This window comes from Microbispora corallina, from assembly GCF_016863035.1.
GTDB classification, from domain to species: Bacteria; Actinomycetota; Actinomycetes; order Streptosporangiales; family Streptosporangiaceae; genus Microbispora; species Microbispora corallina.
The window spans coordinates 24139-50409 of sequence record NZ_BOOC01000022.1 but is presented as its reverse complement, the minus strand read 5'-3'; the positions used below and the strand labels follow the sequence as shown (position 1 = coordinate 50409).

The 26271-nt window shown below is 73.2% G+C and carries 27 protein-coding genes and 1 riboswitch; of the genes, 19 read left to right on the top strand and 8 right to left on the bottom strand.

The genetic code is table 11. The features are described 5' to 3' along the window. Positions 1-37: 37 nt before the first annotated feature. A riboswitch (glycine riboswitch) is annotated at positions 38-128 on the top strand. 186 nt (positions 129-314) lie between these two features. Both gcvP and Mco01_RS21825 read left to right on the top strand, forming a co-directional pair. Next, complete coding sequence (gene gcvP, locus Mco01_RS21830) at positions 315-3140, top strand: aminomethyl-transferring glycine dehydrogenase (RefSeq protein ID WP_204058760.1); 2826 nt, start codon at positions 315-317, stop codon at positions 3138-3140. Between the two features lie 186 nt (positions 3141-3326). Continuing rightward, complete coding sequence (locus Mco01_RS21825; protein ID WP_204058759.1) at positions 3327-3854, top strand: hypothetical protein; 528 nt, start codon at positions 3327-3329, stop codon at positions 3852-3854. Between the two features lie 55 nt (positions 3855-3909). Here the strand turns inward: Mco01_RS21825 and Mco01_RS21820 are convergent, their stop codons facing one another. Further along, the gene (locus tag Mco01_RS21820) at positions 3910-4365 is read right to left on the bottom strand and encodes a hypothetical protein (protein ID WP_239103806.1); all 456 of its coding nucleotides are present in this window, start codon (positions 4363-4365) and stop codon (positions 3910-3912) included. 93 nt (positions 4366-4458) lie between these two features. Here Mco01_RS21820 and Mco01_RS21815 point away from each other — a divergent pair, with 93 nt between their 5' ends. Continuing rightward, positions 4459-5055, top strand: a complete 597-nt coding sequence (locus tag Mco01_RS21815; RefSeq protein WP_204058758.1) for an alpha/beta hydrolase family protein — start codon at positions 4459-4461, stop codon at positions 5053-5055. Here the strand turns inward: Mco01_RS21815 and Mco01_RS21810 are convergent. Further along, complete coding sequence (locus tag Mco01_RS21810) at positions 5042-5242, bottom strand: DUF5999 family protein (protein WP_036319691.1); 201 nt, start codon at positions 5240-5242, stop codon at positions 5042-5044. The genes Mco01_RS21815 and Mco01_RS21810 overlap by 14 nt on opposite strands. A 462-nt stretch (positions 5243-5704) precedes the next feature. Then, a complete protein-coding gene (locus Mco01_RS21805) occupies positions 5705-6277 on the bottom strand; it encodes a TetR/AcrR family transcriptional regulator C-terminal domain-containing protein (protein WP_204058873.1) in 573 nt (190 codons plus the stop codon). Between the two features lie 145 nt (positions 6278-6422). Between Mco01_RS21805 and Mco01_RS21800 the strand changes: the two genes are divergently transcribed. Further along, entirely contained in the window at positions 6423-6797 is a 375-nt protein-coding gene (locus Mco01_RS21800) for a hypothetical protein (protein WP_239103805.1), read from the top strand. Between the two features lie 82 nt (positions 6798-6879). Here the strand turns inward: Mco01_RS21800 and Mco01_RS21795 are convergent, their stop codons facing one another. The 3 genes from Mco01_RS21795 to Mco01_RS21785 form a co-directional block, all read right to left on the bottom strand. Beyond that, positions 6880-8310 (bottom strand): RNA polymerase sigma factor, encoded by a 1431-nt coding sequence (locus Mco01_RS21795; RefSeq protein WP_204058756.1) that lies wholly within the window; start codon positions 8308-8310, stop codon positions 6880-6882. A gap of 224 nt (positions 8311-8534) precedes the next feature. Beyond that, on the bottom strand, positions 8535-8876 hold the full coding sequence (locus Mco01_RS21790; protein ID WP_204058755.1) for a hypothetical protein: 342 nt from the start codon (positions 8874-8876) through the stop codon (positions 8535-8537). Positions 8877-8915: 39 nt separating this feature from the next. Then, positions 8916-10058: an AMP-binding protein gene (locus Mco01_RS21785; RefSeq protein WP_239103804.1), complete on the bottom strand. Its 1143-nt coding sequence runs from the start codon at positions 10056-10058 to the stop codon at positions 8916-8918. 69 nt (positions 10059-10127) lie between these two features. On the opposite strand from Mco01_RS21785, the gene menB reads away from it, so the two are divergent. Both menB and menD read left to right on the top strand, forming a co-directional pair. Next, positions 10128-10958, top strand: a complete 831-nt coding sequence (gene menB / locus Mco01_RS21780; protein ID WP_036319676.1) for a 1,4-dihydroxy-2-naphthoyl-CoA synthase — start codon at positions 10128-10130, stop codon at positions 10956-10958. A gap of 109 nt (positions 10959-11067) precedes the next feature. Further along, a complete protein-coding gene (gene menD / locus Mco01_RS21775; protein WP_204058754.1) occupies positions 11068-12717 on the top strand; it encodes a 2-succinyl-5-enolpyruvyl-6-hydroxy-3-cyclohexene-1-carboxylic-acid synthase in 1650 nt (549 codons plus the stop codon). Between the two features lie 3 nt (positions 12718-12720). Here the strand turns inward: menD and Mco01_RS21770 are convergent, their stop codons facing one another. Then, positions 12721-13917 (bottom strand): cytochrome P450, encoded by a 1197-nt coding sequence (locus tag Mco01_RS21770; protein WP_204058753.1) that lies wholly within the window; start codon positions 13915-13917, stop codon positions 12721-12723. An 88-nt stretch (positions 13918-14005) separates the two neighbouring features. Between Mco01_RS21770 and Mco01_RS21765 the strand changes: the two genes are divergently transcribed. After that, positions 14006-14614: a TetR/AcrR family transcriptional regulator gene (locus Mco01_RS21765; RefSeq protein WP_204058752.1), complete on the top strand. Its 609-nt coding sequence runs from the start codon at positions 14006-14008 to the stop codon at positions 14612-14614. 138 nt (positions 14615-14752) lie between these two features. After that, the gene (locus Mco01_RS21760; protein WP_204058751.1) at positions 14753-15397 is read left to right on the top strand and encodes a DedA family protein; all 645 of its coding nucleotides are present in this window, start codon (positions 14753-14755) and stop codon (positions 15395-15397) included. On the opposite strand, the gene Mco01_RS21755 is transcribed toward Mco01_RS21760, so the two are convergent. After that, the gene (locus Mco01_RS21755) at positions 15384-16121 is read right to left on the bottom strand and encodes a GntR family transcriptional regulator (protein WP_204058750.1); all 738 of its coding nucleotides are present in this window, start codon (positions 16119-16121) and stop codon (positions 15384-15386) included. The two genes, Mco01_RS21760 and Mco01_RS21755, sit on opposite strands and share 14 nt — an antisense overlap. A gap of 172 nt (positions 16122-16293) precedes the next feature. On the opposite strand from Mco01_RS21755, the gene Mco01_RS21750 reads away from it, so the two are divergent. The 11 genes from Mco01_RS21750 (at position 16294) to Mco01_RS21700 (ending at position 26249) form a co-directional block, all read left to right on the top strand. Beyond that, positions 16294-17265, top strand: a complete 972-nt coding sequence (locus Mco01_RS21750; RefSeq protein ID WP_204058749.1) for a sugar ABC transporter substrate-binding protein — start codon at positions 16294-16296, stop codon at positions 17263-17265. Between the two features lie 28 nt (positions 17266-17293). Beyond that, positions 17294-18328: an ABC transporter permease gene (locus Mco01_RS21745; RefSeq protein WP_204058748.1), complete on the top strand. Its 1035-nt coding sequence runs from the start codon at positions 17294-17296 to the stop codon at positions 18326-18328. Beyond that, entirely contained in the window at positions 18325-19116 is a 792-nt protein-coding gene (locus tag Mco01_RS21740) for an ATP-binding cassette domain-containing protein (RefSeq protein WP_204058747.1), read from the top strand. Before Mco01_RS21745 ends, Mco01_RS21740 begins: the two co-directional genes overlap by 4 nt. Before the next feature lie 186 nt (positions 19117-19302). Further along, a complete protein-coding gene (locus tag Mco01_RS21735) occupies positions 19303-19839 on the top strand; it encodes a flavin reductase family protein (RefSeq protein WP_204058746.1) in 537 nt (178 codons plus the stop codon). Next, positions 19832-20317 carry a cupin domain-containing protein gene (locus Mco01_RS21730; RefSeq protein ID WP_204058745.1) on the top strand — a complete coding sequence of 162 codons (486 nt, stop codon included), beginning with the start codon at positions 19832-19834 and terminating at the stop codon, positions 20315-20317. The genes Mco01_RS21735 and Mco01_RS21730 overlap by 8 nt, the downstream gene beginning before the upstream one ends. A gap of 26 nt (positions 20318-20343) precedes the next feature. Then, positions 20344-20964, top strand: coding sequence for an IMPACT family protein (locus Mco01_RS21725; RefSeq protein WP_204058744.1), 621 nt, complete (start codon positions 20344-20346; stop codon positions 20962-20964). Between the two features lie 169 nt (positions 20965-21133). After that, complete coding sequence (locus Mco01_RS21720) at positions 21134-21526, top strand: GntR family transcriptional regulator (protein ID WP_239103803.1); 393 nt, start codon at positions 21134-21136, stop codon at positions 21524-21526. Between the two features lie 58 nt (positions 21527-21584). Next, positions 21585-22466: an ABC transporter ATP-binding protein gene (locus Mco01_RS21715; RefSeq protein WP_204058742.1), complete on the top strand. Its 882-nt coding sequence runs from the start codon at positions 21585-21587 to the stop codon at positions 22464-22466. Further along, entirely contained in the window at positions 22463-23530 is a 1068-nt protein-coding gene (locus Mco01_RS21710) for an ABC-2 membrane transporter-related protein (protein ID WP_204058741.1), read from the top strand. The genes Mco01_RS21715 and Mco01_RS21710 overlap by 4 nt, the downstream gene beginning before the upstream one ends. Beyond that, complete coding sequence (locus Mco01_RS21705; RefSeq protein WP_204058740.1) at positions 23527-24960, top strand: S41 family peptidase; 1434 nt, start codon at positions 23527-23529, stop codon at positions 24958-24960. Before Mco01_RS21710 ends, Mco01_RS21705 begins: the two co-directional genes overlap by 4 nt. Before the next feature lie 77 nt (positions 24961-25037). Beyond that, positions 25038-26249: an alpha/beta hydrolase family protein gene (locus Mco01_RS21700; RefSeq protein WP_204058739.1), complete on the top strand. Its 1212-nt coding sequence runs from the start codon at positions 25038-25040 to the stop codon at positions 26247-26249. The last annotated feature ends 22 nt before the right edge of the window (positions 26250-26271 follow it).

Genomic DNA, 26271 nt, shown 5'->3' with positions numbered 1-26271 from the left:
TGGGATCCGCCCCACCGGGTACAGTGGACAGGGCCGACGACCTCGTGCGGGAGAGTCCCCTCTGACCAGGGGCGCCGAAGGAGCAAACCTCCCCGGAATCTCTCAGGCATCCGTACCGCACGGACGAGGCGACTCTGAAAAGCGGGCCACCAGCCAGGTGGGCCCCACCGAAGGGGAAAGCCGGGCCCGGCGGGCCCGGTGAAGCTCTCAGGTCCGATGACAGAGGGGGAGACCGCACGACGACCGGCCACGGCCCGATCACCGGGGCGCGGGGCGGTCGCGCAGGTCTCGATCCCGTCCAGGAGGCCCCTGTCATGACCGACCGGTCCACGCTCAGCGACCTGTCCGCTCCGCCCTTCTCGACCCGGCACATCGGGCCGTCCGACGACGAACGCGCCCGGATGCTGGAGGTCGTCGGGTACGAGTCGGTGAACGACCTGCTCGCCGTGGCCGTCCCCGAGGCGATCCGCACGCCCGGCGCCCTCGGCCTGCCGGACGCCGCGAGCGAGGCCGAGGCCCTCGCCGAGCTGCGCGCCCTGGCCGGGAGGAACCGCGTCCTCACCACGATGATCGGGCTCGGGTACCACGACACGATCACCCCCGGCGTGATCCTCCGCAACGTGCTGGAGAACCCGGGCTGGTACACCGCGTACACCCCCTACCAGCCGGAGATCTCCCAGGGCCGGCTGGAGGCCCTGCTGAACTTCCAGACGGTGGTCGCCGACCTCACCGGCCTCGACGTGGCAGGCGCGTCCCTGCTGGACGAGGCGACCGCGGCCGCCGAGGCGATGACGCTGGCCCGCCGGGCGGGGAAGGCGGCGTCCTCGGTGTTCGTGGTCGACGCCGACGCGCTGCCGCAGACCAAGGCCGTCCTGGCCACCCGCGCCGAGCCTCTCGGGATCACGCTCGTCGAGTCCGACCTGTCGGGCGACCTGCCCGAGTGCTTCGGCGTCCTCGTGCAGTACCCGGGCGCGAGCGGCCGGGTGGCCGGCTTCCGCGACCTGGCCGAGCGGGCCCACGCCGCCGGCGCGCTCGTCGTCGCCGCCGCCGACCTGCTCGCGCTGACCCTGCTGGCCGCGCCCGGCGAGCTCGGCGCCGACATCGCGGTCGGCTCCACCCAGCGCTTCGGCGTCCCGCTCGGGTTCGGCGGCCCCCACGCCGCGTACATGTCCGTACGGGAGGGGCTGCAGCGGCAGATGCCGGGCCGGCTGGTGGGGGTCTCGGTCGACGCCGACGGGCAGGCCGCCTACCGGCTCGCGCTGCAGACGCGCGAGCAGCACATCCGCCGCGAGAAGGCCACCAGCAACATCTGCACGGCCCAGGTCCTGCTGGCCGTGATCGCCTCGATGTACGCCGTCTACCACGGCCCGGACGGGCTGCGGCGGATCGCGCAGCGGGCGCACCGCCACGCGGCCGTGCTCGCCGCCGGCCTGCGCGAGGGCGGCGTCGAGGTCGTCCACGAGGAGTTCTTCGACACCGTGCTCGCCCGGGTGCCGGGCCGGGCCGCCGAGGTCGTCGCGGCCGCAGAGGCGGAGGGCGTGAACCTCCGGCTCGCCGACGCCGACCACGTCGGGATCGCCTGCGACGAGAAGACCGCCGTCGAGCACCTGAGGGCCGTCTGGCGGGCCTTCGGCGTCGCCGAGCCCGTCGTGGAGGACCTCGACCGGTCCGCCGGCGACGCGCTGCCGGCCGACCTGCTGCGCACCTCGGGGTACATGACCCACCCGGTGTTCCACTCGTACCGGTCCGAGACGGCCATGCTGCGCTACCTGCGGCGTCTGCAGGACAAGGACATCGCGCTCGACCGGTCGATGATCCCGCTGGGCTCCTGCACGATGAAGCTCAACGCCACGACCGAGATGGAGCCGATCACCTGGCCCGAGTTCGCCGGGCTGCACCCGTTCGCGCCGATCGACCAGGCCCGGGGGTACGTCGAGCTGATCGAGGGCCTGGAGGGCTGGCTGGCCGAGGTGACCGGCTACGACCGGGTCTCGATCCAGCCGAACGCCGGCTCCCAGGGCGAGTTCGCCGGGCTGCTGGCCATCCGGGGCTACCACCGCGGCCGCGGGGAGACCGGCCGGGACGTCTGCCTCATCCCGTCGTCCGCCCACGGCACGAACGCCGCGAGCGCGGTCATGGCCGGCATGCGCGTGGTCGTGGTGGCCTGCGACGAGAACGGCAACGTCGACCTCGGCGACCTCGCCGCGAAGATCGGCAAGCACCGGGACGCGCTGGCCGCGATCATGGTGACCTACCCCTCGACCCACGGCGTGTACGAGGAGACGATCGTCGAGATCTGCCGGATGGTCCACGAGGCCGGCGGCCAGGTGTACGTCGACGGCGCCAACCTCAACGCCCTCGTCGGGCTGGCCAGGCTCGGGGAGTTCGGCGCCGACGTCTCCCACCTCAACCTGCACAAGACGTTCTGCATCCCGCACGGCGGCGGCGGCCCCGGCGTCGGCCCGGTCGCGGTGAAGGCCCACCTCGCCGAGCACCTTCCGGCGCACGTGTCGGCCGCGCCGTACGGCTCGGCGGGCATCCTGCCGATCTCCTGGGCGTACATCAGGATGATGGGCGGCGACGGCCTGCGCCAGGCCACCGAGCAGGCGATCCTGTCGGCCAACTACCTGGCCCGGCGGCTCGCCCCGCACTACCCCGTGCTGTACACCGGCCGCGACGGGCTGGTGGCCCACGAGTGCATCGTCGACCTCCGGCAGATCACCAAGGAGACCGGCGTCACCGTGGACGACGTGGCCAAGCGCCTGATCGACTACGGCTTCCACGCGCCGACCATGTCGTTCCCGGTCGCCGGCACCCTGATGATCGAGCCGACCGAGAGCGAGGACCTGGCCGAACTCGACCGCTTCGCGGACGCGATGATCGCCATCCGGCGGGAGATCGCCGCCGTGGCGTCGGGGGAGTACGACCGGCAGGACAACCCGCTGCGCAACGCCCCGCACACGGCCGAGGCGCTGCTGGCCGGCGAGTGGGGCCACCCCTACTCGCGGGCGGAGGCCGCCTACCCGGTTCCCGCCCTGCGGGAGAACAAGTACTGGTCGCCGGTCCGCCGGATCGACCAGGCCTACGGCGACCGCAACCTCGTCTGCTCCTGCCCGCCCCTCGAGGCGTACGAGGACTGACGAGACCGGTGAGGCGCCGCGTCCCCCGTGGGCGCGGCGCCTCACCGTGTCCGCCCGTCGGCCGGTTCTGACCCCCGCGCCAGTGGCCCGTACGGCTTGCGCATGTCTGCCCCCGCGGGGGAGCCGGTGTCGTTAGGATCATGGTGATCGTCTTCTGCCACATCTGATCCCTGCGAGGCCCATTCCATGACGGCCATCGACCCCGGGCGGCGGCTCGACCACGCACGCCGGCTCGCCGAGACCGGTGACCTCGACGCCGCGGCGGCGGCGTTCGCCGAGATCGCGGAGGAGGAGGGGCCCGACCGGGCCGAGGCGGGGGCCGGGCTGTCGGTCGTCGCGGAGCGGATTGCCGCCCGGCTGCTCGACGACGGGGAGCCCGGTCAGGCGGCCGACGTGCTGCTGGAGGCGCTGTCCGTGGAGGCCGTGGCCGACGCGGCGCGGCTGCGGGTGCTGCTCGGGATCGCCCACCTGGAGATGGCCTGCGCCGAGTTCGCCGGGGCCGTCGAGGAGGGCCGGTGGGAGGAGGGAGACGCCGAGACCGGCGCGCTCGCGATCGAACTGCTCGCGCGGACGCTTCCGCTGCGCGGCCGGGACGACGACGCCGAGACGGTCTGGCGGTACGGCCTCGACCACCCCGACCGGATCCTGGCCGAGCAGGTGCGGCTGCGTCTGGGCCGTGACGTCCGCCCGGTGATGGAGGGCACCGACGCCTGAGACCGGCCCGCGCTGCCGCGGGTGAGGCGGAGCGGGGACCGGCCGTCCGGGCGGGTCAGCGGGAGTTGCGGCGGCTCAGGGCGTAGGCGAGGTTGACGCCGACGATCCCGCACCAGGCGAGCAGCATGCCGGCGCCGTGAGCGGTGCCCGCGGCGATCGCCGTGAGCGGGACGCCGATGCCGAGCGAGCCGAGGGCGACCGCCACGGCCGCGTCCTTGCGCGGAGGCCGGGGCCCCTGCTGCTGGAGGTGGGCCGCCACCTCGCCCCGCACCCGGGCGGCGATCTCCACGTCGAGCTTGTCGAGGAACGAGTCGACCAGCGCGTCCTCGTAGTCGGGCCCGAGGTCGCGGCGGGCGGCGATGACGGCGCGCAGGTCCTCCCTGGTGGAGGGCGACGTGCGCGGGGGCTGCGGCCCGAGAGCGCCGGGGGACGCGATGGGGCCCGGCACGGTGGCGTACGGCGGCGGCGCGGGGTACCCGCCGTAGGGAGGCTGCGGTGCTGTGTCCGGCATCGTGCCATTGTCCACCTGACCGGCGGTCGCCGGCATCCTCCGCGGGGAGGGTCGGCGCGTCGTGCCCAGGTCGTAGGCGGTAGCGTCGCCGCCATGGAGATCCCGACACCGCACGGACCGGCGTCCGCCGAGGTGGACGAGGTCCGCGACCCGCGGCTGCTGCTGGTCCTGACCCACGGGTCGAGCGGCGGCGTGGACGCCCCCGACCTGCTGGCCGTACGGGAGGCGGTCCTGGGGATCGGGGTCGCGGTGGCGCGGGTCCTGCAGCCGTTCCGGATGCGCGGGGCCCGGGCGCCGGGCTCGGCGGCCAAGCAGGACGAGGCGTGGATCGCGCTCGTGGCGGCGCTGCGGGAGCGTTGTCCGGGGGTGCCGCTGGTCCAGGGCGGCCGCAGCAACGGCGCCCGGGTGGCCTGCCGGACGGCCCCGGAGACCGGAGCGGAGGCGGTGGTGGCGCTCGCCTTCCCGCTGCACCCGCCCGGCAGGCCGGAGCGGTCGCGGGCGGACGAGCTGCGGCGGGCGGGCGTTCCGGTGCTTGCGGTCAGCGGCGAGCGGGACCCCTTCGGGATCCCGGACGAGAAGGACGCCGCGCGTCTCGTGGTCCTCCCTGGGGAGGGACACGAGCTGCGGAAGGACCCCGCCCGGGTGGGCGAGGAGGTGGCGCGGTGGCTGCTGGAGCCTAGGCCGCGCTGATGGCCATGTCGGTGGGGCGGTGGGGCGCGATGACGCCGCCGTCGGGCAGCAGTTCGCCGGTGTCCTCGAACAGCACGACGCCGTTGCAGAGCAGGCTCCAGCCCTGCTCCGGGTGCGAGGCTATCGTGCGGGCGGCTTCTCGGTCCTTCGCGTCCGCGTTGGGACAGGCCGGTTCATGAGGGCACATCGCCGGGGCTCCGTGTCTTTCTCGTATGCTCGTGGTCGGTTCGGGTGGGCCAATGGCCTCCGTCACCGACGTGTCCCCCGATGGTGAGGGTCGAGCCTGGTGGGGTCGACGTATATGACGTACAGCACACTGGACACCTCCAGTTTGCGGGTCGGTCCCATCGGCGTGACATAGCCCGTTCGGGCGGTTCCGCCGGTCGGGGTAGGGGGCCCGGCCGCGACCCGCGCGGGGTGCGTGCACACTGATGTGACCTAGTACACAAGAGTGCCCCATGGATGATAACGGTCCAACCTCGACACGCCGTCCGTCTGGTAACTGAGGAATTACCAGTCGGAAGAGCTCCGGGTCAGCACGCCACGCCGTCGCGTCCAGGCGGCCGGGGCGATGGGTGGGGCAGGGCGGCGTCTGCGGGCGTCGGGCGGGGGTTCAGGCGGGGGTTCAGGCGGGGGTTCAGGCGGGGCTTCAGACGCGGGCGAGGCCGGCGAGCAGGGCGTCGAGGCCCTCCTCGAACTCGCGCTCTCCCTCGGCCGTGCGCGCGTCCCGCACGGCGGCGTCGGGGTCGGCCCATCCGGACTGCTGCACCTCGACCGCCACGCTGCCGAACACGTACGCGCGCAGCGCGCGCACCGCGGCGGCCGCGTCGCCGTCGAGCCCCGCCTCCCTGAGCTGCTCGATCTGCTCCCCGATGGCGATCAGGGCCGAGCCCTTCGGCGGCTTGGTCAGCGCCAGCGACAGCACCCCGGGGTGCTCCAGCAGCGCGGCGCGGCTCGCGCGGGCCCACGCCCGGGCTCGGTCCTGCCAGGTGGCGGCCCCCGACGGGTCGACGGCGACGGTGGTGACGTGCTCGGCGAGGGCGTCCATCAGCGCCTCCTTGCCGCGGGGCAGGTGGTGGTAGATGGCCATCGCCTCGACCTGGAGCGCGTCCCCGAGCCGTCGCATGGTCAGCCGGCGCAGGCCCTGCCCGTCGGCGATGTGCAGGGCGGCGTCGATGATGCGTTCCCTCGACAGCGGGACTGGTGGTCGCTTGGCAGGCATGGCGATCATGCTGCCACATCTGACCTTACTACGTAAAGGGCGCCGCACCCCTGATGTGCGAGGGGGCGCGGGCAGCGCGTACGCTACCGCCAGCGACGCGTTGTGAAAGTTGGAAGGGCTGACGATGGCGTTTTTCCGTCCGCGGGTGAGCCGGGAGGCTGAGGTCCGCTACCACTCCGACCAGGAGATCGCCAAGGGCTTCGGCGACAAGCTGGAGCGGCTTCGCGAGGCCGAGCGCCGCTACCGCGCCGTTCAGGCGTCCGGGGCCCCCGTGGAGGAGCTGCGGGAGGTCGCGCTCGACCTCGACCGGGCGCTGACCGACGCGCTGCGCAGCGCTGAGGCCGCCCAGCGGGCGACGTTCGGCGTGAAGGCCTACGACGACCGCATCGCGCGGCGCAAGGGCCGGGCGACGCCCGACGGCGCGCTGTGGACCGCAGAGGTGAACCGCCTGCGCACGATGCGGGAGGCCCACCGGTTGCAGATCCCGCGCGTGCCCCGCGCCGCCGCGGTCATCCGCTAGCCGCAGGACCGCGGAGGACCGGCCTCGCCCGAGAACGGAAACGGCCCGCGCCATCCGGCGCGGGCCGTTCACAACGGCGGGGTCAGCTCGCCCAGTCGAGGAGCGGGCGCGTGTTGCTCGGGTGGCGCAGCTTCGACAGCGACTCCTTCTCGAGCTGGCGGATCCGCTCCCGGGTGAGGCCCAGGTGCTTGCCGATCTCGTCGAGCGTGTGCGGCTTGCCGTCGGCCAGGCCGAACCGCAGGCTCATGATCTTCGCCTCGCGCGGCGAGAGGTTGCCCAGCACGCCCTTGAGCTGCTCGGCGAGCAGCTGGCGGTCGACCACCTCCGACGCCTCCGGCGAGTCGACGTCCTCGATCAGGTCGCCGATCCGGGTCTCCCCGTCCTCGCCGATCGTCGAGTCGAGGCTGATCGGCTGGCGGCTCGTGCGGAGCAGCTCCTCGATCTGGTCGGGCGTCTTGTCGAGCTCCACCGCCAGCTCCTCCGGCGTGGGCTCGCGGCCGAGGCGCTGGTGCATGTCGCGCTCGACGCGCGACAGCTTCGACAGCATCTCCAGCACGTGGACGGGCAGCCGGATCGTGCGGGCCGAGTCGGCGAAGCCGCGCTGGATGGCCTGCCGGATCCACCACATCGCGTACGTCGAGAACTTGTAGCCCTTGGTGTAGTCGAACTTCTCGACGGCGCGGATCAGGCCGAGGTTGCCCTCCTGCACGACGTCGAGCAGGGCCATGCCGCGGTCGGTGTACTTCTTCGCCACCGACACCACGAGGCGGAGGTTGGCCTCCAGCATGTGGTCCTTGGCGCGCTTGCCGTCCTCGATGACCCACTCCAGGTCGTCGCGGACGCCGGGGGCGAGCCTCTCGCCGCTCTCCAGGGCCGTCTCCAGCTTGTACTCGGCGTACAGGCCGGCCTCGATGCGCTTGGCCAGCTCGACCTCCTGCGCGGCGGTGAGCAGCGTGCGGCGGCCGATCGACTTGAGGTAGGTGTGGACGGAGTCGCCCATGACCGAGGAGTTGTCGTCCAGGTCGAGCGTCTCGCTCTCCTCCACCTCGGCCTCGACGGCCTCGGCCGCCTCGGCGGCCATGTCGTCCTCGTGCTGCGGCTCGGCGGGGGCCGTGGCGGCCGCCCTGGACCTTCTGGTGGTCTTCGTGGTGGTTCTCCTGGTGCTGTCGGCCGCTCCCGCGGCCGCGGGGGTCTCGGCGTCCTCGGGGGCCTGCGTGCCCGCCGTGGCCGTGGCGGTCCTGCGGGTCTTCCTGGCCGGGGTCCGAACCTGTGCCCTGCCCGCCGCCGTGCCGGCGGCGTGCGGCTCGTTCTCGGCGGCCAGGTTCACGCCCGCCTCGGTGAGCTCGCGCAGGATCGAGCGGCCCTCGACGGGGCTGACGCCGGCCTCGGCGAAGGCCTCGCGCAGCTCCGCCAGGGAAAGGTGACCCTGCGCACGCCCTCGCTCCAGGAGCTGGTCGAGAGTCGTCGGGGTCACCTCGCGCCCGGGCGAGGTCGCCACGGCGGTCCGGGGCATGAGGACACCTCCTCCTTGACGGAGTTCGTCATGTACGGATGGTTTCGGTGGGGCGCGGCGGTCGTGCTCCGGCTCTGCGCACCAGTATCAATAACGCCGACGCGCCCAGTTTGTTCCCTGCGGCGTCCGCCGGGGCCGGATCGGCCCGGGGGAACGGCGGCGCGGCGGGCACGGACGTGCGGCGCGGCCCGAGGAGAGGCAGGGGAGGACGCGGGACGGCCTGATCAGTCGCCGGGGGTGATGATGCTGATGCTGACCTGCGGCATCGGCATGGGCTGGGCGTCCTCGAGGCGCTCGTCGGTCCAGTAGTCGGCGACGTCTCCCGGGTCGCCGGTCAGCTCCGAGGAGACGACGTCCGGGTTGTCGGGGGGCGGCGTGACCCGGCCGGTGACGTCGACCGGCCCGGGGGTCGCCGGGGCGACCCGTCCCGCGCCCGCGGGGTCGGAGCCCGCGCCCGGCGCCTGCTCAAGACGGCCGGCGAAGGCGGTGGCCGTGACCGAAATCCCTCCGATCAGGACCGCGCCGACGACTCCGGCGGAGATCAGCATCCTGCGGTTCGGCCTCATGCGACGCCCCCCTTCCCTGCTCTTATAGACGCACGAAGGTCATTTCCGGTTCCTCAGGGCGACGATATCCGGTTTCCCGTTGGGCAGCAGGGGAATCTGGGACACCAACTCCACCACGCGTGGCGCCGCGTGGGCGGGCAGACGCTCCTTCGCCCAGGATCGGAGCCCGTCGAGCGTGACGTCGCCGGCGACGACCGCGACGACGACCTCCCCCCACTCGGGATCGGGACGGCCGACCACGACGACGTCCCGGACGCCGGGGTGCCCGGCGAGCACCTCGGCCACCGCTCCCGCCACGACCTTCTCGCCGCCCGTGTTGATGACGTCGTCGGCGCGGCCGAGCACGGTCAGCCGCCCGTTCTCGATCACGCCCAGGTCGGACGTGACGAACCAGCCGCCCTCGAACGGCCGGTCGTCGCGCAGCCGGTATCCCGAGAACAGCACGGGCCCCCAGATCCGGATCCGCCCGTCGTCGCCGATTTTGAGATCTACATTGTCAAGGGGCACGCCGTCGTACACGCATCCGCCGCAGGTCTCGCTCATGCCGTACGTCGTGACGATGCGGGCGCCTGCGGCCCGGGCCTCGGCGAGCAGGCCGGGGGGAGCGGCGGCGCCGCCGAGCAGGATCGTGCGGAAGGCGGAGACGTCGGCCCCCGCGTCGAGCATGCGCCGCAGCTGGGTGGGCACCAGCGAGACGTGGTCGGCGCCGCTGGCCGCGACGTCTGCGGGGGAGAACCGCGGCTGGACGATCGGCTCGGTCCCGCCGAGCAGTGAGCGCACGAGCACCTGCATGCCGGAGATGTGCGAGGGGGGCAGGCAGCACAGCCACCGCTCACGCGGGCGGGCGCCGATCCGGTCGAGGGAGGCCCGGGCGGACGCGGTGAGCGCCTCGGCCGTCAGCTCGACGCCCTTGGGGACGCCGGTGGAGCCCGATGTGGCGATGATCACAGCGGCGTCGCCGGGCCGGCCCCCGGGACGGGGCCGTACCCCATCGGGGGTGACGACGTGGGTCGGGCGCAGCGCGTCGAGGGCGGCGTCGAGCGCGGGAGGGGGCAGATCGGGCGACAGCGGCAGCACGCACGGCCCGTCTCCGGCCAGCGCGGACCGCACGGCCTCGAAGAGCGCGGGGCCCGGCGGCAGCACGAGGGCGTGCACCGGGCGGTGTCCGGGACGGGTGAGCACGGTCGTAAGGTTAGTCCGGGCGCGGGCACCACCGGTGAGCGCCCGGCAGGTGACGACTGAGGAGCGAGTGTGGCGAGCGGCGTCGACTGGAAGCGGTCGGGGGACTACGAGGACATCATCTACGAGACCGCGGAGGGCATGGCGAAGATCACCATCAACCGGCCCGAGCGGCACAACGCGTTCCGCCCCACGACGCTGTTCGAGCTCCGGGACGCGTTCAACGTGGCCCAGGAGGACACCGAGGTCGGTGTGATCATCTTCACCGGCGCCGGCGACCGGGCGTTCTGCTCGGGCGGCGACCAGAAGATCCGCGGCGACGACGGCTACGTGGACGACAAGACCCACGGCATCGGCCGGCTCAACGTGCTCGACCTCCAGGTGCAGATCCGCCGCTGCCCGAAGCCGGTGATCGCCATGGTGGCCGGGTACGCCATCGGCGGCGGCCACGTCCTGCACGTCTGCTGCGACCTCACGATCGCCGCCGACAACGCCCGGTTCGGCCAGACCGGCCCCAAGGTCGGCTCGTTCGACGGCGGGTACGGCTCCTGGCTGCTGGCCGAGACGGTCGGGCTCAAGCGCGCCCGCGAGATCTGGTACCTGTGCCGCCAGTACGACGCCCAGACCGCCCTGCAGTGGGGCCTGGTCAACGCGGTGGTGCCGCTGGAGCGGCTGGAGGAGGAGACGGTCCAGTGGGCCCGCGAGCTGCTGGAGAAGTCTCCCCTCGCCCTGCGCATGCTGAAGGGCGCGCTCAACGCGGTCACCGACGGCGCGGCCGGCATGCAGCAGTTCGCCGGCGACGCCACGCTCCTGTACTACATGAGCGAGGAGGCCCAGGAGGGCCGCGACGCGTTCAAGGAGAAGCGCGCGCCCGACTTCGCGAAGTTCCCGCGCCGGCCGTAGCGGGCCCGATGAGGATGCCCATGACGGCGGCCCGCCCGTCCCGCCGCGTCTCGGCGACGGCGGTCTGCGACCCGCGCGCGGCGGGGCGTCCCGCCGCGGGAGACCGTCCGTGAACCCGGCGACCGCGCTCGCCACCGTTCTCGTCGACGAACTCGTCCGGTGCGGGGTGACCGACCTCGTGCTCGCCCCCGGCTCCCGGTCGGCGCCGCTGGCGCTCGCCGCGCACGCCGAGTCGCGCCTTCGGCTGCACGTCCGCATCGACGAGCGGTCCGCGTCGTTCCTCGCGCTCGGGCTGGCCAAGCGCTCCGAGCGCCCGGTCGCGGTCGTGTGCACCTCCGGCACGGCCGCCGCGAACTTCCACCCGGCGGTCGTCGAGGCGTCCGAGGCCGGCGTGCCGCTGCTCGTGCTCACCGCCGACCGGCCGCCGGAGCTGCGCGGCACCGGGGCGAACCAGACGATCGACCAGGTCAAGCTGTACGGCTCGGCCGTGCGCTGGTTCGCCGAGATCGGCGTGCCGGAGGACCGGCCCGGCCAGGTGGCCTACTGGCGGTCGCTGGTCTGCCGGGCCCATCAGCGGGCGACCGGCCCCGCCGACCCCGGGCCCGTCCACCTGAACGTGGCCTTCCGCGAGCCGCTGGTGCCCGACGGCGACGCGACGTGGTCCGAGTCGCTGGAGGGCGACGCGAGCGGGGCGTGGATCCGGGCCAGGGTCGCGCCGCCCGCCTCCGCCCTGCACATCCCGCCCACGCGGCGCGGCGTGCTCGTCGTGGGGGACGGCGCGGCCAACGTGCGCCGGTACGTCGCGGCCGCCGGCATGGCCGGCTGGCCCGTGCTGTCGGAGCCGACCGGCGGCGGCCGGTACGGCGACCACGCGATCTCGACCTATCACTTCCTGCTGGGGGACCCGGAGTTCGCCGAGGCCCACCGGCCGGACGTCGTGGTCACCCTCGGCAGGCCGGGGCTGTCGCGGCCGCTGCTGTCGTGGCTGCGGCGGGCCCAGGAGCACATCGTGGTCGCCCCCGACCTCACCCGCTGGCCCGACCCGACCCGGTCGGCCACGCAGGTCGCGCAGGCCGTCGAGATCCCGATCGCCTCCGGCGACGACGCCTGGCTAAGCTCCTGGCGGCAGGCGGACCACGCCGCCAGGGAGGCGCTCGACCAGGTGCTCGACTCCCACGGGCTGAGCGAGCCCCGGCTGGCCAGGGACCTCGCCGAGCTGCTGCCCAACGGGTCGCTGCTGTTCTGCGGGTCGTCGATGCCTATCCGGGACCTCGACCAGGCCATGCGGCCCCGGCGCGGGCTGCGGCTGATGGCCAACCGGGGCGCCTCGGGGATCGACGGGCTCGTCTCCAGCGCCATGGGCGCGGCACTCGCCCACAACGGCCCGGCGTACGCCCTGATCGGCGACCTGACTTTGCTGCACGACCAGAACGGCCTGATCCTCGGCCCCCGCGAGCCCCGTCCCGACCTGTGCCTGGTCGTGGTCAACAACGACGGGGGAGGGATCTTCTCGCTGCTGCCGCAGGCCGCGCTCGAGGCACCCTTCGAGCGGGTCTTCGGGACGCCCCACGGGGTCGACTTCGCGTACCTGGCGGCCGCGAGCGGCCTGCCGTACACGCTGGTCACCGAGGCTGAGGAGCTGTCGCGGGCGCTCAAGGGTGACGGGGTGCGCCTGGTGGAGGCCCGCACCGACCGGGAGGCCAACGCCGCCGTGCACGCGGCGATGCGCGACGCCGTGCGCGACGCCATGCGGCCGTAGCCCTCACCAGGTCACGGGCAGCTCGACCAGGCCGCCGGTCAGCGCGTCGCGCCTGACCTGGAGCTCCTCGGCCGGCACCGCGAGCCGCATGTCCGGGAACCGCGGCACGAGCTGCGAGAACACGGCCGTGAGCTCGATCCGGGCGAGCGGCGCCCCGATGCAGTAACGCGGCCCGTGCCCGAACGCGAGGTGCTGCGCCGTCCGGTCGCCGGAGTAGCGGAGCACGTCGAAGCGATCGGGGTCGGGGAAGACGGCGGGGTCGTGGTCGGCGGCCGTCGTGTCGAGGAGGACCATCTCCCCGGCGGCGACCGGCAGCCCGGCGACCTCCAGGTCCTCCCGCGCGTAGCGGGGGATGCCGGCGCCGCCGCCGCTGCGCTGCGGGGCCCGCAGCACCTCCTCCACGGCGGCCGGGACGAGCCCGGGGCGGTCGAGCAGGGCCCGCCACTGGCCCGGCGTGGTGAGCAGCAGCAGCGCGCCCATCCCGATCCGGACCACCGTGGTCTCGTGCCCGGCGAACAGCAGCGCCATCGAGAGCATCGCGATCTCGTCGTCCCCGAGGCCCTCGGCCGCGCACAACCGGGAGATCACGTCGTCGCCCGGCTCGTCGCGCCTGCGCCGCACGAGTCGCCGCCCGTAGGCGAACAGCTCGCCCAGCCCCTGCTCGGAGCGGGCCCGGTCGCGCACGTCGGCGGCGGCGAGGGTCCAGGCGCGGAACCGGTCCCGGTCCTCGTACGGCACGCCGAGCAGCTCGCAGATGACCAGGATCGGCAGCGGCAGCGCCAGCGCCTCGGTCAGGTCGGCCGGAGGCTCGCGCTCGGCGAGGTCGTCGAGCAGCCCGGCCGTCAGCGTCTCGACCCGGTCGCGCAGGACGCGCATGCGCCCGGGGGAGAAGTGCGGCTGGAGCAGGGCGCGCATGCGGCGGTGGTCCTCGCGCTCGGTGGCGAAGTCGCCCTGCGGGCCGCCGAACAGCGCGGAGTCGCCGGTTCTCGCGGCGTTCGCCGGGTCGGGGTGCGAGCGGCCCAGCCGGTCGTCGGCCAGCAGGCTCCGCACCTCCTCGTACCCCGTCACCAGCCAGGCCTCGTGTCCGGACCGCGTCCGCACACGGTGGACGGGGCAGCCGGTCGCCTGGAGATCGGCCATCGCCGGGGCCGGGCGGAGCGGGTGCGGCTGCTCGAACGGCAGCAGGGGGAGGTCGGCCATCGATGGCTCCTTCGTATACGCCAATGTGTATATCTGAGAGTAAACAAAGGCTACTTGTATACTCCCGCGTACACAAGGGAGGGCGAGGATGCCGGCAGGCGAGCGGGACGGCGAGGGCGAGGAGCGGGAGGCGCCGGTTCGGCGGCTGCGCCGCGCCGACCGGCGCGAGCAGATCCTCGACGCGGCGACCCGCGCGTTCGCCCGCGCGGGCTTCACGGCGACCGGCCTGGACGACGTCGCCTCCGAGGCGGGGGTCACCCGGGTGATCCTCTACCGGCACTTCGACTCCAAGGCCGACCTGTACCGGGCGGTGCTCGACCGGGGCTTCGCGCGGCTGGAGGAGTCGGTCGGCGCCGGCGGTTTCGGCGGGGAGACGATCCCGGCGCTCGTGCGCGCCGCGGCCGCCGACCCGGACGCGTTCCGGCTGCTGTTCCGCCACGCGGCGGGGGAGCCCGAGTTCCGTGGGGTGATCGACGCGCTCACCGAGGAGTCGCGGGAGGTCAGCCGGAGCCACCTGGTCTCGCGCATCCCCGATCCTGCCTGGCTGGAGTGGGCGTCGCGGCTGCTCCCCGTGGTGACGGTCGAGGCCGTCATCGCCTGGCTCGACGCCGGGAGTCCCGACCCCGAGACGGCCGCGGCCCGCATCCGCCAGGTGGTCAACCACGTGATCGAGACGGCTGTGGGCGGGCGCCGCTGACCCCGGCGATCGTCGCGGAAGGGGAGCCGCACGGGCGGGGGTCGTCCCGGGGGCGGACGCGCTCTGGTCCTCCAGAGGGATGGCGCACGCCTCCACCGACGGCACAATGGGCTGTGTTCCCCCGCCTCGAGGAGTGAGATGCACGTCGACGAGTGGCTGCAGACCATCCCCGCCGTCTGGGTCTACGTGCTCGTGGGCGCCGTCGTCGGCCTGGAGAGCCTGGGCATCCCGCTGCCCGGCGAGATCGTCCTGGTGAGCGCCGCGCTCCTGTCGGCGAAGGGCGTCGTCAGCCCGGTCCTCGTCGGGATCTGCGCGAGTTCGGGCGCGATCGTGGGCGACTCCATCGGGTACGCCATCGGGCGCAAGGGGGGCCGGGCGTTGTTCGACCGGCTCGGGCGGCGGTTCCCCAAGCACTTCGGCCCGGCGCACATCGCCAAGGCGGAGCAGATGTTCACGCGGTGGGGCATGTGGGCCGTGTTCTTCGGCCGGTTCGTCGCGCTGCTGCGCATCCTCGCCGGGCCGCTCGCCGGCGCCCTGCACATGCCGTACTGGCGGTTCCTCGTGGCCAACGTCCTCGGGGGCGCCCTGTGGGCGGGCGGCACCACGGCGGGCGTGTACTACCTGGGCGTGGTGGCCGACCGGTGGCTGAAGAACTTCTCGTGGGCGGGCCTCGCCGTGGCGATCGCGTTCGGCCTCGCGAGCACGCTGTGGCTCAAGCGGAAGGCCACCAAGGCCGTCGCGGAGGAGGAGCCCGAGACGGCGGAGCCGGTCAGCGCTCGATGAGCGTGACCTCCAGGGAGTAGTGCGAGGCCCGGTAGACGTGTGAGCCGTGCTCCACGGCCCGTCCCTGGTCGTCGTAGGTCGTCCGGACCATGGTGAGCAGCGGCGCCCCGCGGCGCTCGCCGAGCAGGCGGGCCTCGGCGGGCGTGGCGGCCCGCGCGCCGATCCGCTGGTTGGCCACCCGCATCCGCACCCCGGCGGCCCGGAGCAGCTCGTACAGTCCGCGTTCCTCGAGCGCGGGCGCCGACAGGGCGGCGGGGCCGGGCGGCAGCCAGTTGTGCAGCAGCGCGAGCGGCTCCCCGGAGGCGTAGCGCAGCCGCTCGACCCGCAGGACCTGCGCGTCGGGTGGCAGGCCGAGGACGGCGCCCATCTCCTCGCCCACCGGGACGGTCTCCAGTGACAGCACCCGCGTCTCGGGCTGCTGGCCGGCCCGCCGCAGGTCGTCGTACAGGCTGGTCAGCTCGACGGAGCGCTTCACCTGGCCGTGGACGACCTGGGTGCCGACGCCGCGCTTGCGCACCAGCAGGCCCTTGTCGACGAGGTACTGGATGGCCTGCCGCACCGTGGGGCGGGACAGGCCGAGCCGGTCGGCCAGCAGGATCTCGTTGTCGAGGCGGGCGCCGGGGGAGAGGTCGCCTCGCCTGATGGCCTCCGAGATCTGCTCGGCCACCTGGAAGTAGAGGGGGACCGGGCTGGACCGGTCGAGGTCGATCTCCAGCTCGCTCATGTTCTCCTCCTCCGGGGGCCCTGATCCTATCCACCGTCCTGATGTCCGGACAAACGTCGGCAGGACAGAAAGTCCTATTGTCAGGACAAATCATTGACAGGGGTGTCCGGCGGGGTTAGAAACAAGCACCGGTGATCTCACGGGGGGCACGAGCCGACGTGAGGAGGAAGCGATGAAGCGGACGACCATGGCGATCGCCGCCGTCCTGCTGACCGCCCTGGGTGGATGTTCGAGTGCCGGCGGGGCGTCGCAGGACGCGCCGTCGCAGCAGGCCGCCGCGGCGCCCGCCGCGAAGTTCGCCGTCATCACGCACGGGGGGGCCGGGGACGCCTTCTGGGACGTGGTGAAGAACGGCGCCGAGGCCGCGGGAAAGCAGTACGGGGTCACGGTCACCTACCAGGGTGACGGCGACCCGGCGAAGCAGTCGCAGCTCATCGACCAGGCGGTGAGCGAGAAGGTGGACGGCCTGGTGGTCTCGATGGCCAACCCGGACGCCCTCAAGGAGTCCATCGGGAAGGCCGTGGCCGCCAAGATCCCGGTGATCACCATCAACTCGGGCGGCGACCGGTCGAAGGAGTTCGGCGCGATCACCCACGTCGGCCAGTCGGAGGACGTGGCCGGCCGGGGGGCGGGCGAGAAGCTCAAGGAGGCCGGGGTCACCAAGCTGCTGTGCGTGATCCACGAGGCCGGGAACGTGGGCCTCGACCAGCGGTGCAACGGCGCTACGGCCACGCTCGGCGGCACCGTCGAGCGGCTGCAGGTCGACGTCAACGACCTGGCGGACGCCACGTCCAAGATCAAGGCGAAGCTGCAGAGCGACACCTCGGTCAACGGCGTGCTGACGCTCAACCCCGCCGTGGCGATCGCGGCCAGGGACGCCATCAAGGACGGCGGGTCGCAGGCCAAGCTGGCGACCTTCGACCTGTCCGGCGACGTCGTCACCGCGATCGAGGACGGCGAGATCCTCTTCGCCGTCGACCAGCAGCAGTACCTGCAGGGATGGCTGCCGATCACGTTCCTGTACCTGTACAAGAAGAACCTCAACACGGTCGGCGGCGGACTCCCGATCAACACCGGGCCGGGCTTCGTGACCAAGGACAACGCGGCCCAGGTCGCCCGGCTCGCGAGCGGCGGCACCCGGTGAGCGGCGCCGCCGGGCGGGAGGAGCGGCGATGACGGCCGTCACCGGGGACGAGCGCGTCGCGGACCCGGGCCGCCTGCGCCGCCTCCTGATCCGGCCGGAACTCGGCTCGGTGGTCGGAGCGATCGTGGTCTTCGCGTTCTTCTCCGGGCAGTCGGCCGTCTTCCGGTCGGTCGACGGCGTGGCCAACTGGCTCGACCCGGCCTCCACGCTCGGCGTGATGGCCGTGGCGATCGCCCTGCTCATGATCGGCGGCGAGTTCGACCTGTCGGCGGGGGTGCTGACCGGCACCTGCGGGCTGGTGCTGGTCACCCTCGCCACCAGGGCCGGGTGGAACGTGTGGGCGGCCATGCTGGCCGGGCTGGCGGTCGCCCTGCTCGTCGGGTTCGTCAACGGCCTGCTGGTCGTCCGGACGAAGCTGCCGAGCTTCATCGTCACGCTCGGGACGTTCCTGATGCTCCAGGGACTCAACCTCGGGGTGACCAAGGCGCTGACCGGGACCGTCCAGGTGAGCGGCCTGCGCCACGCCGCCGGGTACGACGGCGCCCGGGCGGTGCTCGCCGGGTCGGTCACGCTGGGCGGCACCGGCTTCCGGGTGGCGATCCTGTGGTGGGTGGCCGTGACGGCCCTGGCCACCTGGGTCCTCACCCGGACCCGGGCCGGCAACTGGGTGTTCGCCGTCGGCGGCAACGAGCAGGCCGCTCGCGCGGTCGGCGTGCCCGCGGCCCGTGTGAAGATCGCCCTGTTCATGACGACGGCGGGCGCGGCGTGGCTGGTCGGCTCGATCCTCGCGCTGCGCTTCACGTCCGTGCAGGCCAACGCGGGCATCGGTCAGGAGTTCATCTTCATCATCGCGGCCGTCATCGGCGGCTGCCTGCTCACCGGCGGGTACGGCTCGCCGGTGGGGGCGGCGATCGGCGCGGTCATCTTCGGCATGGCGGACAAGGGCATCGTGTTCGCCGGCTGGGACGCCGACTGGTTCAAGTTCTTCCTCGGCGCGATGCTCCTGCTGGCGACCCTCGCCAACCGGCTGGTCCGCCGCTACGCGGAGGAGGTGAGGCGGTGACCCCGCTCCTGGAGACCCGCGACGTGGGCAAGACCTTCGGCAGCGTCGTGGCGTTGCGCGGGGTGTCGATGACCGTCGAGCGGGGCGGGGTGACCTGCGTGCTCGGCGACAACGGCGCGGGCAAGTCCACCCTCATCAAGATCCTCTCCGGCGTCCACGCCCCCGACTCCGGGACGTACCTGGTGGACGGCGAGCCGGTCCGGTTCGGCAGTCCGAGGGAGGCGCTCGACCGGGGCATCGCCACGGTCTACCAGGACCTCGCGATGATCCCGCTGATGTCGGTCTGGCGGAACTTCTTCCTCGGCTCCGAGCCTCCGGCCCGCGGCCCGTCCCGTGCGCTCGGCGGCTTCGACGTGGCCACGGCAAAGCGGGTCGCCCGCGAGGAGCTGCGCCGCATGGGCATCGACATCCGGGACGTGGACCAGCCGGTCGGCACGCTGTCCGGCGGCGAGCGGCAGTCGGTCGCCATCGCGCGGGCCGTCCACTTCGGCGCCCGCGTGCTCATCCTCGACGAGCCGACCTCCGCACTGGGGGTGAAGCAGGCCGGGGTCGTGCTGCGGTACATCGCCCAGGCCCGCGACCGGGGCCTCGGCGTGGTGTTCATCACGCACAACCCCCACCACGCCTACCCGGTGGGGGACCGGTTCCTGCTCCTCAACCGGGGAGCCGGCCTGGGGGAATACGGCAAGGCCGACATCGGCAGGGACGAGCTGACCTCGCTGATGGCCGGGGGAGCCGAGCTCGACGAGCTGGCCCACGAGCTGCGCCGCACCGACACGCCCTCGTGAAGGAGCGGGGGAGGGGACCCCGGGTGACGGCACATCGGAAGGGCCGACGACACTTGAAGGCGCCCCACGATTGAGGGAGGTTCGGTTCATGACGGCGCCCCCAGACGCCCCCGCCCCGCCACACCCGCTCAGCCCGCCCCCGGCTCTCCACATGAAGCCGGCCGCCGTACCCGCGGCGGGGGGCGCATGAGCGCGGACGCGATCGAGGACGGGTCGCCACGGGACGCCTTCCTGTCCGCCTTCCGCCGGCACGCGGCCGGGGTCGCCGTCGTGACGACGATGTCGGAGCACGGGCCGGTGGGGTTCACCGCCACCTCGGTCACGTCGGTGTCCCGGGAGCCTCCCATGCTGGCGTTCGGCATCGGGACGTCGTCGTCGTGCTGGCCGGCCATCCGCGACGGCGACGCCTTCGTGGTGCACATCCTCGCGGCCGGGCAGCACGACCTGGCGGCGCTGTTCGCCCGCCGCGGGGCCGACCGTTTCGGGCCGCGCACCCGCTGGAGCCGCCTGCCCGGCGGGGAGCCGCTCCTCCACGGCGCCGCCGCCTGGCTGCGCTGCCGGACCCGCGAGCGGTTCATCGCCGGCGACCACCGGCTCGTCCTCGGCCTGGTCACGGACGGCCGGGCGGACCCGGCGCTCGACCCGCTGGTCTACCACGACGGGACGTACCGCATCCTCTCGGGCCTGGATCCCCGAGACCTCACCGGAGGTGCCGATGGCTGACGGCGCAACGCCGCCCGACGACCCGTTCCACCGGCGGCTGCACCACGTCGGGCCGGGCGGCCTGACCGCGGAGACGGCCCAGACGGGCGGCATGGTCCGCAGGGCGGCCATCAGCGGCGCCACCGTCGGCTCGGTGGGCCTGTGGATGGGCCAGACCCACGTCGCGCCCGGGACGATCTCGGCCGACCACCACCACGGGGCCTGCGAGACGGCGATCTACGTGGTGAGCGGCACGCCGTCGTTCGTCTTCCTCGACGTCGAGGGGGACCGGCCCCGGGAGGTGCGGATCGACACCCGGCCGGGGGACTACGTCTACGTCCCGCCGTTCGTCCCGCACCGCGAGGAGAATCCCGACCCGGAGGCGGAGGCGGTCGTCGTCATCGCGCGCAGCACGCAGGAGGCCATCGTGGTCAACCTGCCCTCGCTGACCTGGGAAGGGCCGGTCGGCCTCGGCCGCACCGATGACCTTACTTCGTAAAGGCGCCCGGTCGGTACGCTGACCGGGTGGCCGCGCCGTACCGCACGATCAGGAACGTCATCGAGCACGAGACCGAGGTCCGCCGGTCGCGGTTCCTCTGCGCGCTCGCGCCCGCGCCGAGCGAGGAGGCCGTGCGGGAGTTCGTCGCCGCCCGCAGGCGGCTGCACGCCGACGCCACTCACAACTGCACGGCGTACGTCCTCGGGACCGGGCAGCGGCGGGCCGACGACGACGGCGAGCCCGGCGGCACGGCGGGCACCCCGATGCTGGAGATGCTCACCCGGCGCGGCTTCGCCGACGTCGTGGCCGTCGTGACCCGCTACTTCGGGGGCGTGCTGCTCGGCGCCGGCGGCCTGGCCCGCGCGTACGGCGGCGCCGTGGGCGAGGCGCTCGACCGGGCCGAGGTGGTGGAGATGGTCCCCGCCACGCTCGTCGCCGTGTCGATCGACCACGGGCACGCCGGGCGGCTGGAGAACGACCTGCGGGCCTCGCCGTACGCGCTGCGGGGAGTGGACTACGGCGCGCGCGTCACGTTCGAGGTCGCGGTGGCGGAGGACGGCGTGCCGGAGTTCGAGCGCTGGCTCGCCACCGCCACGGCCGGCCGCGCCGCCGCGGGCTTCGGCGAGCTCGTCTACCTGCCCCGATAGCGGCGAGCCGCAGGCGGTCGCCGGACCGGCCGCTGCCTTCGCGTCTTCGGGAGACGCGCTCATCTCGCTTCCGGCCGTGTATGCCCCGCTTCAGGACGGCCGCGATCCTTACGACGGCTTAACAACTACACTCCTAAAGTACTAGGAGTCTAGATAAATGGAGGGCTGGGTGATCGAGTTCCATCTGGACGGCCGGTCCGGTGTCTCGCCGTACCTGCAGTTGGTCCACCAGGTACGCCACGCGCTGCGGCTGGGGCTGCTGCGTGAAGGCGACCAGCTTCCGACCGTCAAGGACGTGGTCGCGCGGCTGGCGATCAACCCCAACACGGTCCTCAAGGCCTATCGGGAACTCGAGCACGAGGGCCTGGCGGCCGCCAGGCCGGGGGTCGGGACGTTCGTGACCAGGACCCTGACCGACGCGTCGCTGGCCGCGCACGCCCCGTTACGCCGAGAGCTGCAGCGCTGGCTGGCCCGGGCCCGTCAGGCCGGTCTCGACGACGAGAGCATCGAGGCCCTGTTCACGACAACCTTTCGGACCGCCTCAGAGGAGGACATAGCGTGACCGAGCGAAGCGAGGGCATCGCCAGCACCCTGGTCGTGAGGGCTCCGGAGGACGCCTCGTGACCGCCGTCCTGCAGGCCCGGGGGCTGGGCAAGAGGTACGGCAGGCGATGGGCGCTGCGCGACTGCACCATCGACATCCCGGCCGGGCACGTCGTCGGGCTGGTGGGCCCCAACGGGGCCGGCAAGACCACACTGCTGAAGCTCGCCGGCGGCCAGCTGGCGCCGACGTCGGGCAGCGTCGCCGTGCTCGGCGGCCCGGCGGGCGGCCCGGCGCAGCTGGCAAAGGTCGGTTTCGTCGCCCAGGACACCCCTGTCTACGCCGGGCTGAGCGTCGCCGACCATCTGCGGCTGGGAGCCCGGCTCAACCGCGGATGGGACGCGGCGCTGGCACGGAACCGGATCGGACAGCTTGGGCTCGATCTGTCGCACCGGGCGGGGAACCTGTCGGGCGGTCAGCGGGCCCAGCTCGCCCTCACCCTGGGCCTCGCCAAGCGACCCGAGCTCCTGATCCTGGACGAGCCGGTCGCCTCGCTCGACCCGCTCGCCCGCCGCGAGTTCCTCCAGGGCCTGATGGAGGCGGTCGCCGAGCACGAGCTCAGCGTGGTGCTCTCCTCCCACCTGGTGGCCGACCTGGAACGGACGTGTGACTACCTCATCGTGCTCGTCGACTCGCGTGTCCGGGTCGCCGGGCAGATCGAGAACCTGCTGGCCACCCATCACCGGCTCACCGGCCCGCGCCGCGATCCCGGCCGCCTGCCCGCCGACCAGCACGTCGTCTCCGCGCGCCACACCGACCGGCAGAGCACCTTCGTCGTACGCACCGAGGCTCCGATCCACGACCCCGCCTGGACGGTCAGCGGGCTCAGTCTGGAAGACCTCGTCCTGGCCTACATGGAAAAGCCCGCCGCCGCCCGGCCGCTCTTGGAGGTGCAGCAATGATCTGGCTGACCTGGCGCCAGCTGCGCGGCGGCGCCGTGACGACGGCCGTCGCGCTCGTCGCGCTCGCCGCCGTCCTTGCCCTGACCGGCCCGACCCTGGCCTCCGACTACTCCTCCGGAATCACCGCCTGCACCCGGGGCGGCGACTGCGCGCGCTTCTTCGACCGGTTCTTCGACGACAAGCAGATTCCTTTCCTGGCGGTCACCGTCGTCGTGCTGGTCCTGCCCGCCCTGATCGGGCTCTTCTGGGGAGCGCCGCTGATCGCCCGTGAGCTGGAGGCCGGCACGCACCTGCTGGTGTGGAACCAGAGCATCACCCGCACTCGCTGGCTGGCCGTCAAACTCGCGTTCACCGGCCTGGCCTCCATGACCGCCGCCGGGCTGTGCAGCGCCGCGGTGACCTGGTGGGCCGAGCCCCTGGACAAGTCCGCCGCCCCAGGCTTCACGCTGATGGATCCCCTGGTGTTCGGCGCGCGCGGCATCGTCCCCATGGCGTACGCGGCTTTCGCCTTCGTCCTCGGTGTGACCGTGGGGATGCTCGTCCGCCGGACCCTGCCCGCCATGGCCGTCGCCCTGGCCGTCTTCGCGGCGGTGCAGCTCGCCATGCCGCTGGTGGTCCGGCCCCACCTGCTCCCCCCGGTCAGCTCGGCCTTCGAACTCAGCCCTGCGAACGTGGACGGGATCCACATGCCGCGCGACGGCGGATCCCTGGCACTGACCCTGGAGTCGGCGATACCCGGCCACACGGGCGCCTGGGTCCTGTCCAGCCACCTCGTCGACCGCTCCGGGCGCACGCTCGACGACAGCGGCCCTGGCGCCATCGCCGTGTCCACGTCCTCCGGACCCTGCGCACCGCCGGAGCAGCGACCGGAGACGGCACAGGCAGGGGATCACTATGCCGGGTGCCTGGCCGAGATCAACCGGCTGGGTTACCGGCAACAGGCCACCTACCAGCCCTTCGACCGTTTCTGGCCCTTCCAGTGGATCGAGGCCGGGCTTTACGCCCTCCTCATCGCCGGCCTCACGGCGTTCTGCTTCTGGTGGATCCGCAGGCGCGTGTCATGACCGTCAGGACCATGACGGCCGGGCTCCTCCTCTTCCTGGCGGCGGCCTGTACGGGGAGCACGCCGCCGCGCACCCAGCCCAGCACGGCGGCCGACGCCGGGAAGGCCGTATGCGCGCAGCCCCAGGGCAACCCCGCGCCGGAGACGCCCACAACGATCGACGTCGTCGAGCAGGCCTACAACTGCATCCTCGCCTACTACTACAGCGGGGCCACGCTGGACACCCGCTCGCTGCTGACCGGGGCATTCGCCGCCTTCACGCAGGAGCTCAACCGCAACGGGCGCGACCTGCCCGAGGCCACCGCACCGGCGCTGACCGGTGACCGGAAGGCCGATTGGGCCGCGTTCGAGGCGGCCTACCGGCGCACCACCGACCAGCTGCCCGACGACGCCGGCCTCCGGGAGAGGCTGGCCGCCGCCACCCTGCAGGCCATCGTGGCCGGTCTGGGCGACGACCACGTCCGCTGGACGCACGGCGTCCAGCGGCCTCCCGACTCCTACGACGACGACCGGTACGACCTGGGTCTCAAGGCCAGCGTGGGCCCGCAGGTGGCCGGCAGTCCCGGGAGCGCCCTGCCCCCGCTGTTCGTCACCGCCGTCCTGGGCGGGCCGGCGAAGGGCGCCGGCCTGCGTCCCGGCGACGTCATCGAATCGGTCAACGGATCGGCGCCCTTCGTCGACGGACTCGTCACCCCGGCCGCGGTCACCGCGCTCTACCCGCGGTATCCGCAGGACGGTCCGGTCACGCTCCGCCTGCTGCGGCAGGGCACTGGCCGCCGCTGGACCGTGACCCTGAAGCCCGGCCTCTACCAGCCCGATCCGGCCGTGACGCAACCCGTGTCGTCCAGGTTGCTGCGGGACGGCATCGCCTACGTACGGCTGGACGGGTTCGCGCCCGACGCCGCGGACAGGGTCTTCACGGCCATCTCCAGGCTGGGCACCGGCCGGACCCTCACCGGCCTCGTGCTGGATCTGCGGGACAACGGCGGCGGCAGTCCCGATGAGGCCGACCGCCTGCTGGGCGGATTCGCCCACGGCAAGGTCACCGCGTACCTGTGCGCCGCGGACGGCGCCTGTGAGACCCTGCGGACCGACGACACGGTCCCGCTGCTCGGCCTGCCGCTGATGGTGCTCACCGGTCGCGGCTGTGCGTCGGCCTGCGAGCACTTCAGCTCCGCCGTCAAGGACCTCCATCTCGGCCGGCTGGTCGGGACGCGGACCGCCGGTGCGGTGTCTGGCCCGGCGCAGATGTACCTTCTCGGCAACAACACCGTCCTGGGGCTTCCGTCCAAGCACCACCTGGCCCCCGATCGGGAGGTCGTCGACCGCATCGGCGTGGCGCCCGACCACTACGTGCCCCCGACCCCCGGGGACGCCGCCGCCGGGCGCGACCCCGCTCTGGCCCTGGCGCTGACCCTGCTGCACCCGTGACGAACCGTGGCGGAGGCCGCCACGTGGACCACACCCCCTGACATCAGGTCGTCCCAGCCGGAAGGGCGGACACCTCCATGAGTCATGCCATCGAACCGAAGCCGATCCGGCGTGCCTGCCTGGCGGCCGCCGCCGGGCTGGCCGTCCTGGCTGCGGCCGCCTGCTACGCGCCCACCCCTCCCAGGTCGGAGGCCGCCGCGTCCACCAGTCCGTCGGCCGCGCCCACGGGCACCCCGATCCTGCCCGCACCCACCGGGCCGCATCCGGTCGGCACCACAGCCCTGCATCTGACGGACACCTCCCGTTCCGATCCGTGGGTGCCCGAATTGAAGGCCCGGGAGCTCATGGTCACCCTGTGGTACCCGGCCCGGGCGCGTGAAGGGCGGCGGGCGCCCTACATGACCGCGAAGGAGTCGGAGCTCACCCTGAAGGGCAAGAGGGTGACCGGTGTGCCGTACGACATGCTGAGCAGGACGCGCACCAACGCCTTCAGCGACGCGAGACCGGCGGGGCGCAAGAGGGCTCTGCCCCTGGTGGTGCTCTCTCCCGGGTTCACCATGCCCCGGAGCACTCTGACCGCCCTTGCTGAGGAACTGGCCAGCCGGGGGTATGTGGTGGCCGGCGTCGACCACACGTATGAGAACTACGCGACAACCTTCCCCGATGGGCGGATCGCCGAGTGCGTCGCGTGCGACTCCGACTCCGACCCCGGCTTCGGGGCGAAAGTGGCCGGAGTCCGGGCGGCCGACGTCTCCTTCGTGCTCGACCGGCTGACCGGACCGGACGCGAAGTGGGAGGGTTCCTCCCTGATCGACCCGTCCGAGATCGCGATGGTCGGGCATTCCATCGGTGGGGCCGCCGCCGTCGCGGCCATGCTGAAGGACCACCGGGTGCGCGCCGGGATCGACATGGACGGCACGACGTACGCCCGTATCCCGAAGGAGCTGTCACGGCCGTTCCTGTTCATGGGCTCGGCGGGCCACGTGCCCGGAGGTCGCGACAACTCGTGGGACCGTGACTGGAGACTCCTGACCGGATGGAAGCGCTGGATCGCGCTGCCCGGCGCGGACCATCAGTCCTTCACCGATGTGCCGCTCCTCGCGGGTCCTCTGGGCATCGCCCTCCCGGGCGGCCTGTCCGCGTCCCGGTCACTCGAGATCACCCGCGTGTACGTCCGGGCCTTCCTCGACCTTCACCTGCGTCACGAGCCGCAAACCATCCTGGACCGGCGCTCGCCGCGCTACCCGGAGGTCGAGCTCTGCGCTCCTGACAGGAGGACCTGTGGGTAGCCGGAGCTGGGGAGGCGCGCGG

Excerpts from the sequence above, each read along its gene's own strand:
- Mco01_RS21795 (WP_204058756.1), bottom strand. The coding sequence starts at position 8,310 with ATGCCCCGGACCGCCGTGGCGACCTCGCCCGGGCGCGAGGTGACCCCG.
- Mco01_RS21760 (WP_204058751.1), top strand. The coding sequence starts at position 14,753 with ATGCACGTCGACGAGTGGCTGCAGACCATCCCCGCCGTCTGGGTCTAC.
- Mco01_RS21750 (WP_204058749.1), top strand. The coding sequence starts at position 16,294 with ATGAAGCGGACGACCATGGCGATCGCCGCCGTCCTGCTGACCGCCCTG.
- Mco01_RS21825 (WP_204058759.1), top strand. The coding sequence starts at position 3,327 with ATGACGGCCATCGACCCCGGGCGGCGGCTCGACCACGCACGCCGGCTC.
- Mco01_RS21730 (WP_204058745.1), top strand. The coding sequence starts at position 19,832 with ATGGCTGACGGCGCAACGCCGCCCGACGACCCGTTCCACCGGCGGCTG.
- Mco01_RS21705 (WP_204058740.1), top strand. The coding sequence starts at position 23,527 with ATGACCGTCAGGACCATGACGGCCGGGCTCCTCCTCTTCCTGGCGGCG.
- Mco01_RS21755 (WP_204058750.1), bottom strand. The coding sequence starts at position 16,121 with ATGAGCGAGCTGGAGATCGACCTCGACCGGTCCAGCCCGGTCCCCCTC.
- Mco01_RS21815 (WP_204058758.1), top strand. The coding sequence starts at position 4,459 with ATGGAGATCCCGACACCGCACGGACCGGCGTCCGCCGAGGTGGACGAG.
- Mco01_RS21745 (WP_204058748.1), top strand. The coding sequence starts at position 17,294 with ATGACGGCCGTCACCGGGGACGAGCGCGTCGCGGACCCGGGCCGCCTG.
- Mco01_RS21710 (WP_204058741.1), top strand. The coding sequence starts at position 22,463 with ATGATCTGGCTGACCTGGCGCCAGCTGCGCGGCGGCGCCGTGACGACG.
- Mco01_RS21700 (WP_204058739.1), top strand. The coding sequence starts at position 25,038 with ATGAGTCATGCCATCGAACCGAAGCCGATCCGGCGTGCCTGCCTGGCG.
- Mco01_RS21820 (WP_239103806.1), bottom strand. The coding sequence starts at position 4,365 with ATGCCGGACACAGCACCGCAGCCTCCCTACGGCGGGTACCCCGCGCCG.
- Mco01_RS21765 (WP_204058752.1), top strand. The coding sequence starts at position 14,006 with ATGCCGGCAGGCGAGCGGGACGGCGAGGGCGAGGAGCGGGAGGCGCCG.
- Mco01_RS21790 (WP_204058755.1), bottom strand. The coding sequence starts at position 8,876 with ATGAGGCCGAACCGCAGGATGCTGATCTCCGCCGGAGTCGTCGGCGCG.
- Mco01_RS21805 (WP_204058873.1), bottom strand. The coding sequence starts at position 6,277 with ATGCCTGCCAAGCGACCACCAGTCCCGCTGTCGAGGGAACGCATCATC.
- gcvP (WP_204058760.1), top strand. The coding sequence starts at position 315 with ATGACCGACCGGTCCACGCTCAGCGACCTGTCCGCTCCGCCCTTCTCG.
- Mco01_RS21735 (WP_204058746.1), top strand. The coding sequence starts at position 19,303 with ATGAGCGCGGACGCGATCGAGGACGGGTCGCCACGGGACGCCTTCCTG.
- Mco01_RS21810 (WP_036319691.1), bottom strand. The coding sequence starts at position 5,242 with ATGTGCCCTCATGAACCGGCCTGTCCCAACGCGGACGCGAAGGACCGA.
- Mco01_RS21770 (WP_204058753.1), bottom strand. The coding sequence starts at position 13,917 with ATGGCCGACCTCCCCCTGCTGCCGTTCGAGCAGCCGCACCCGCTCCGC.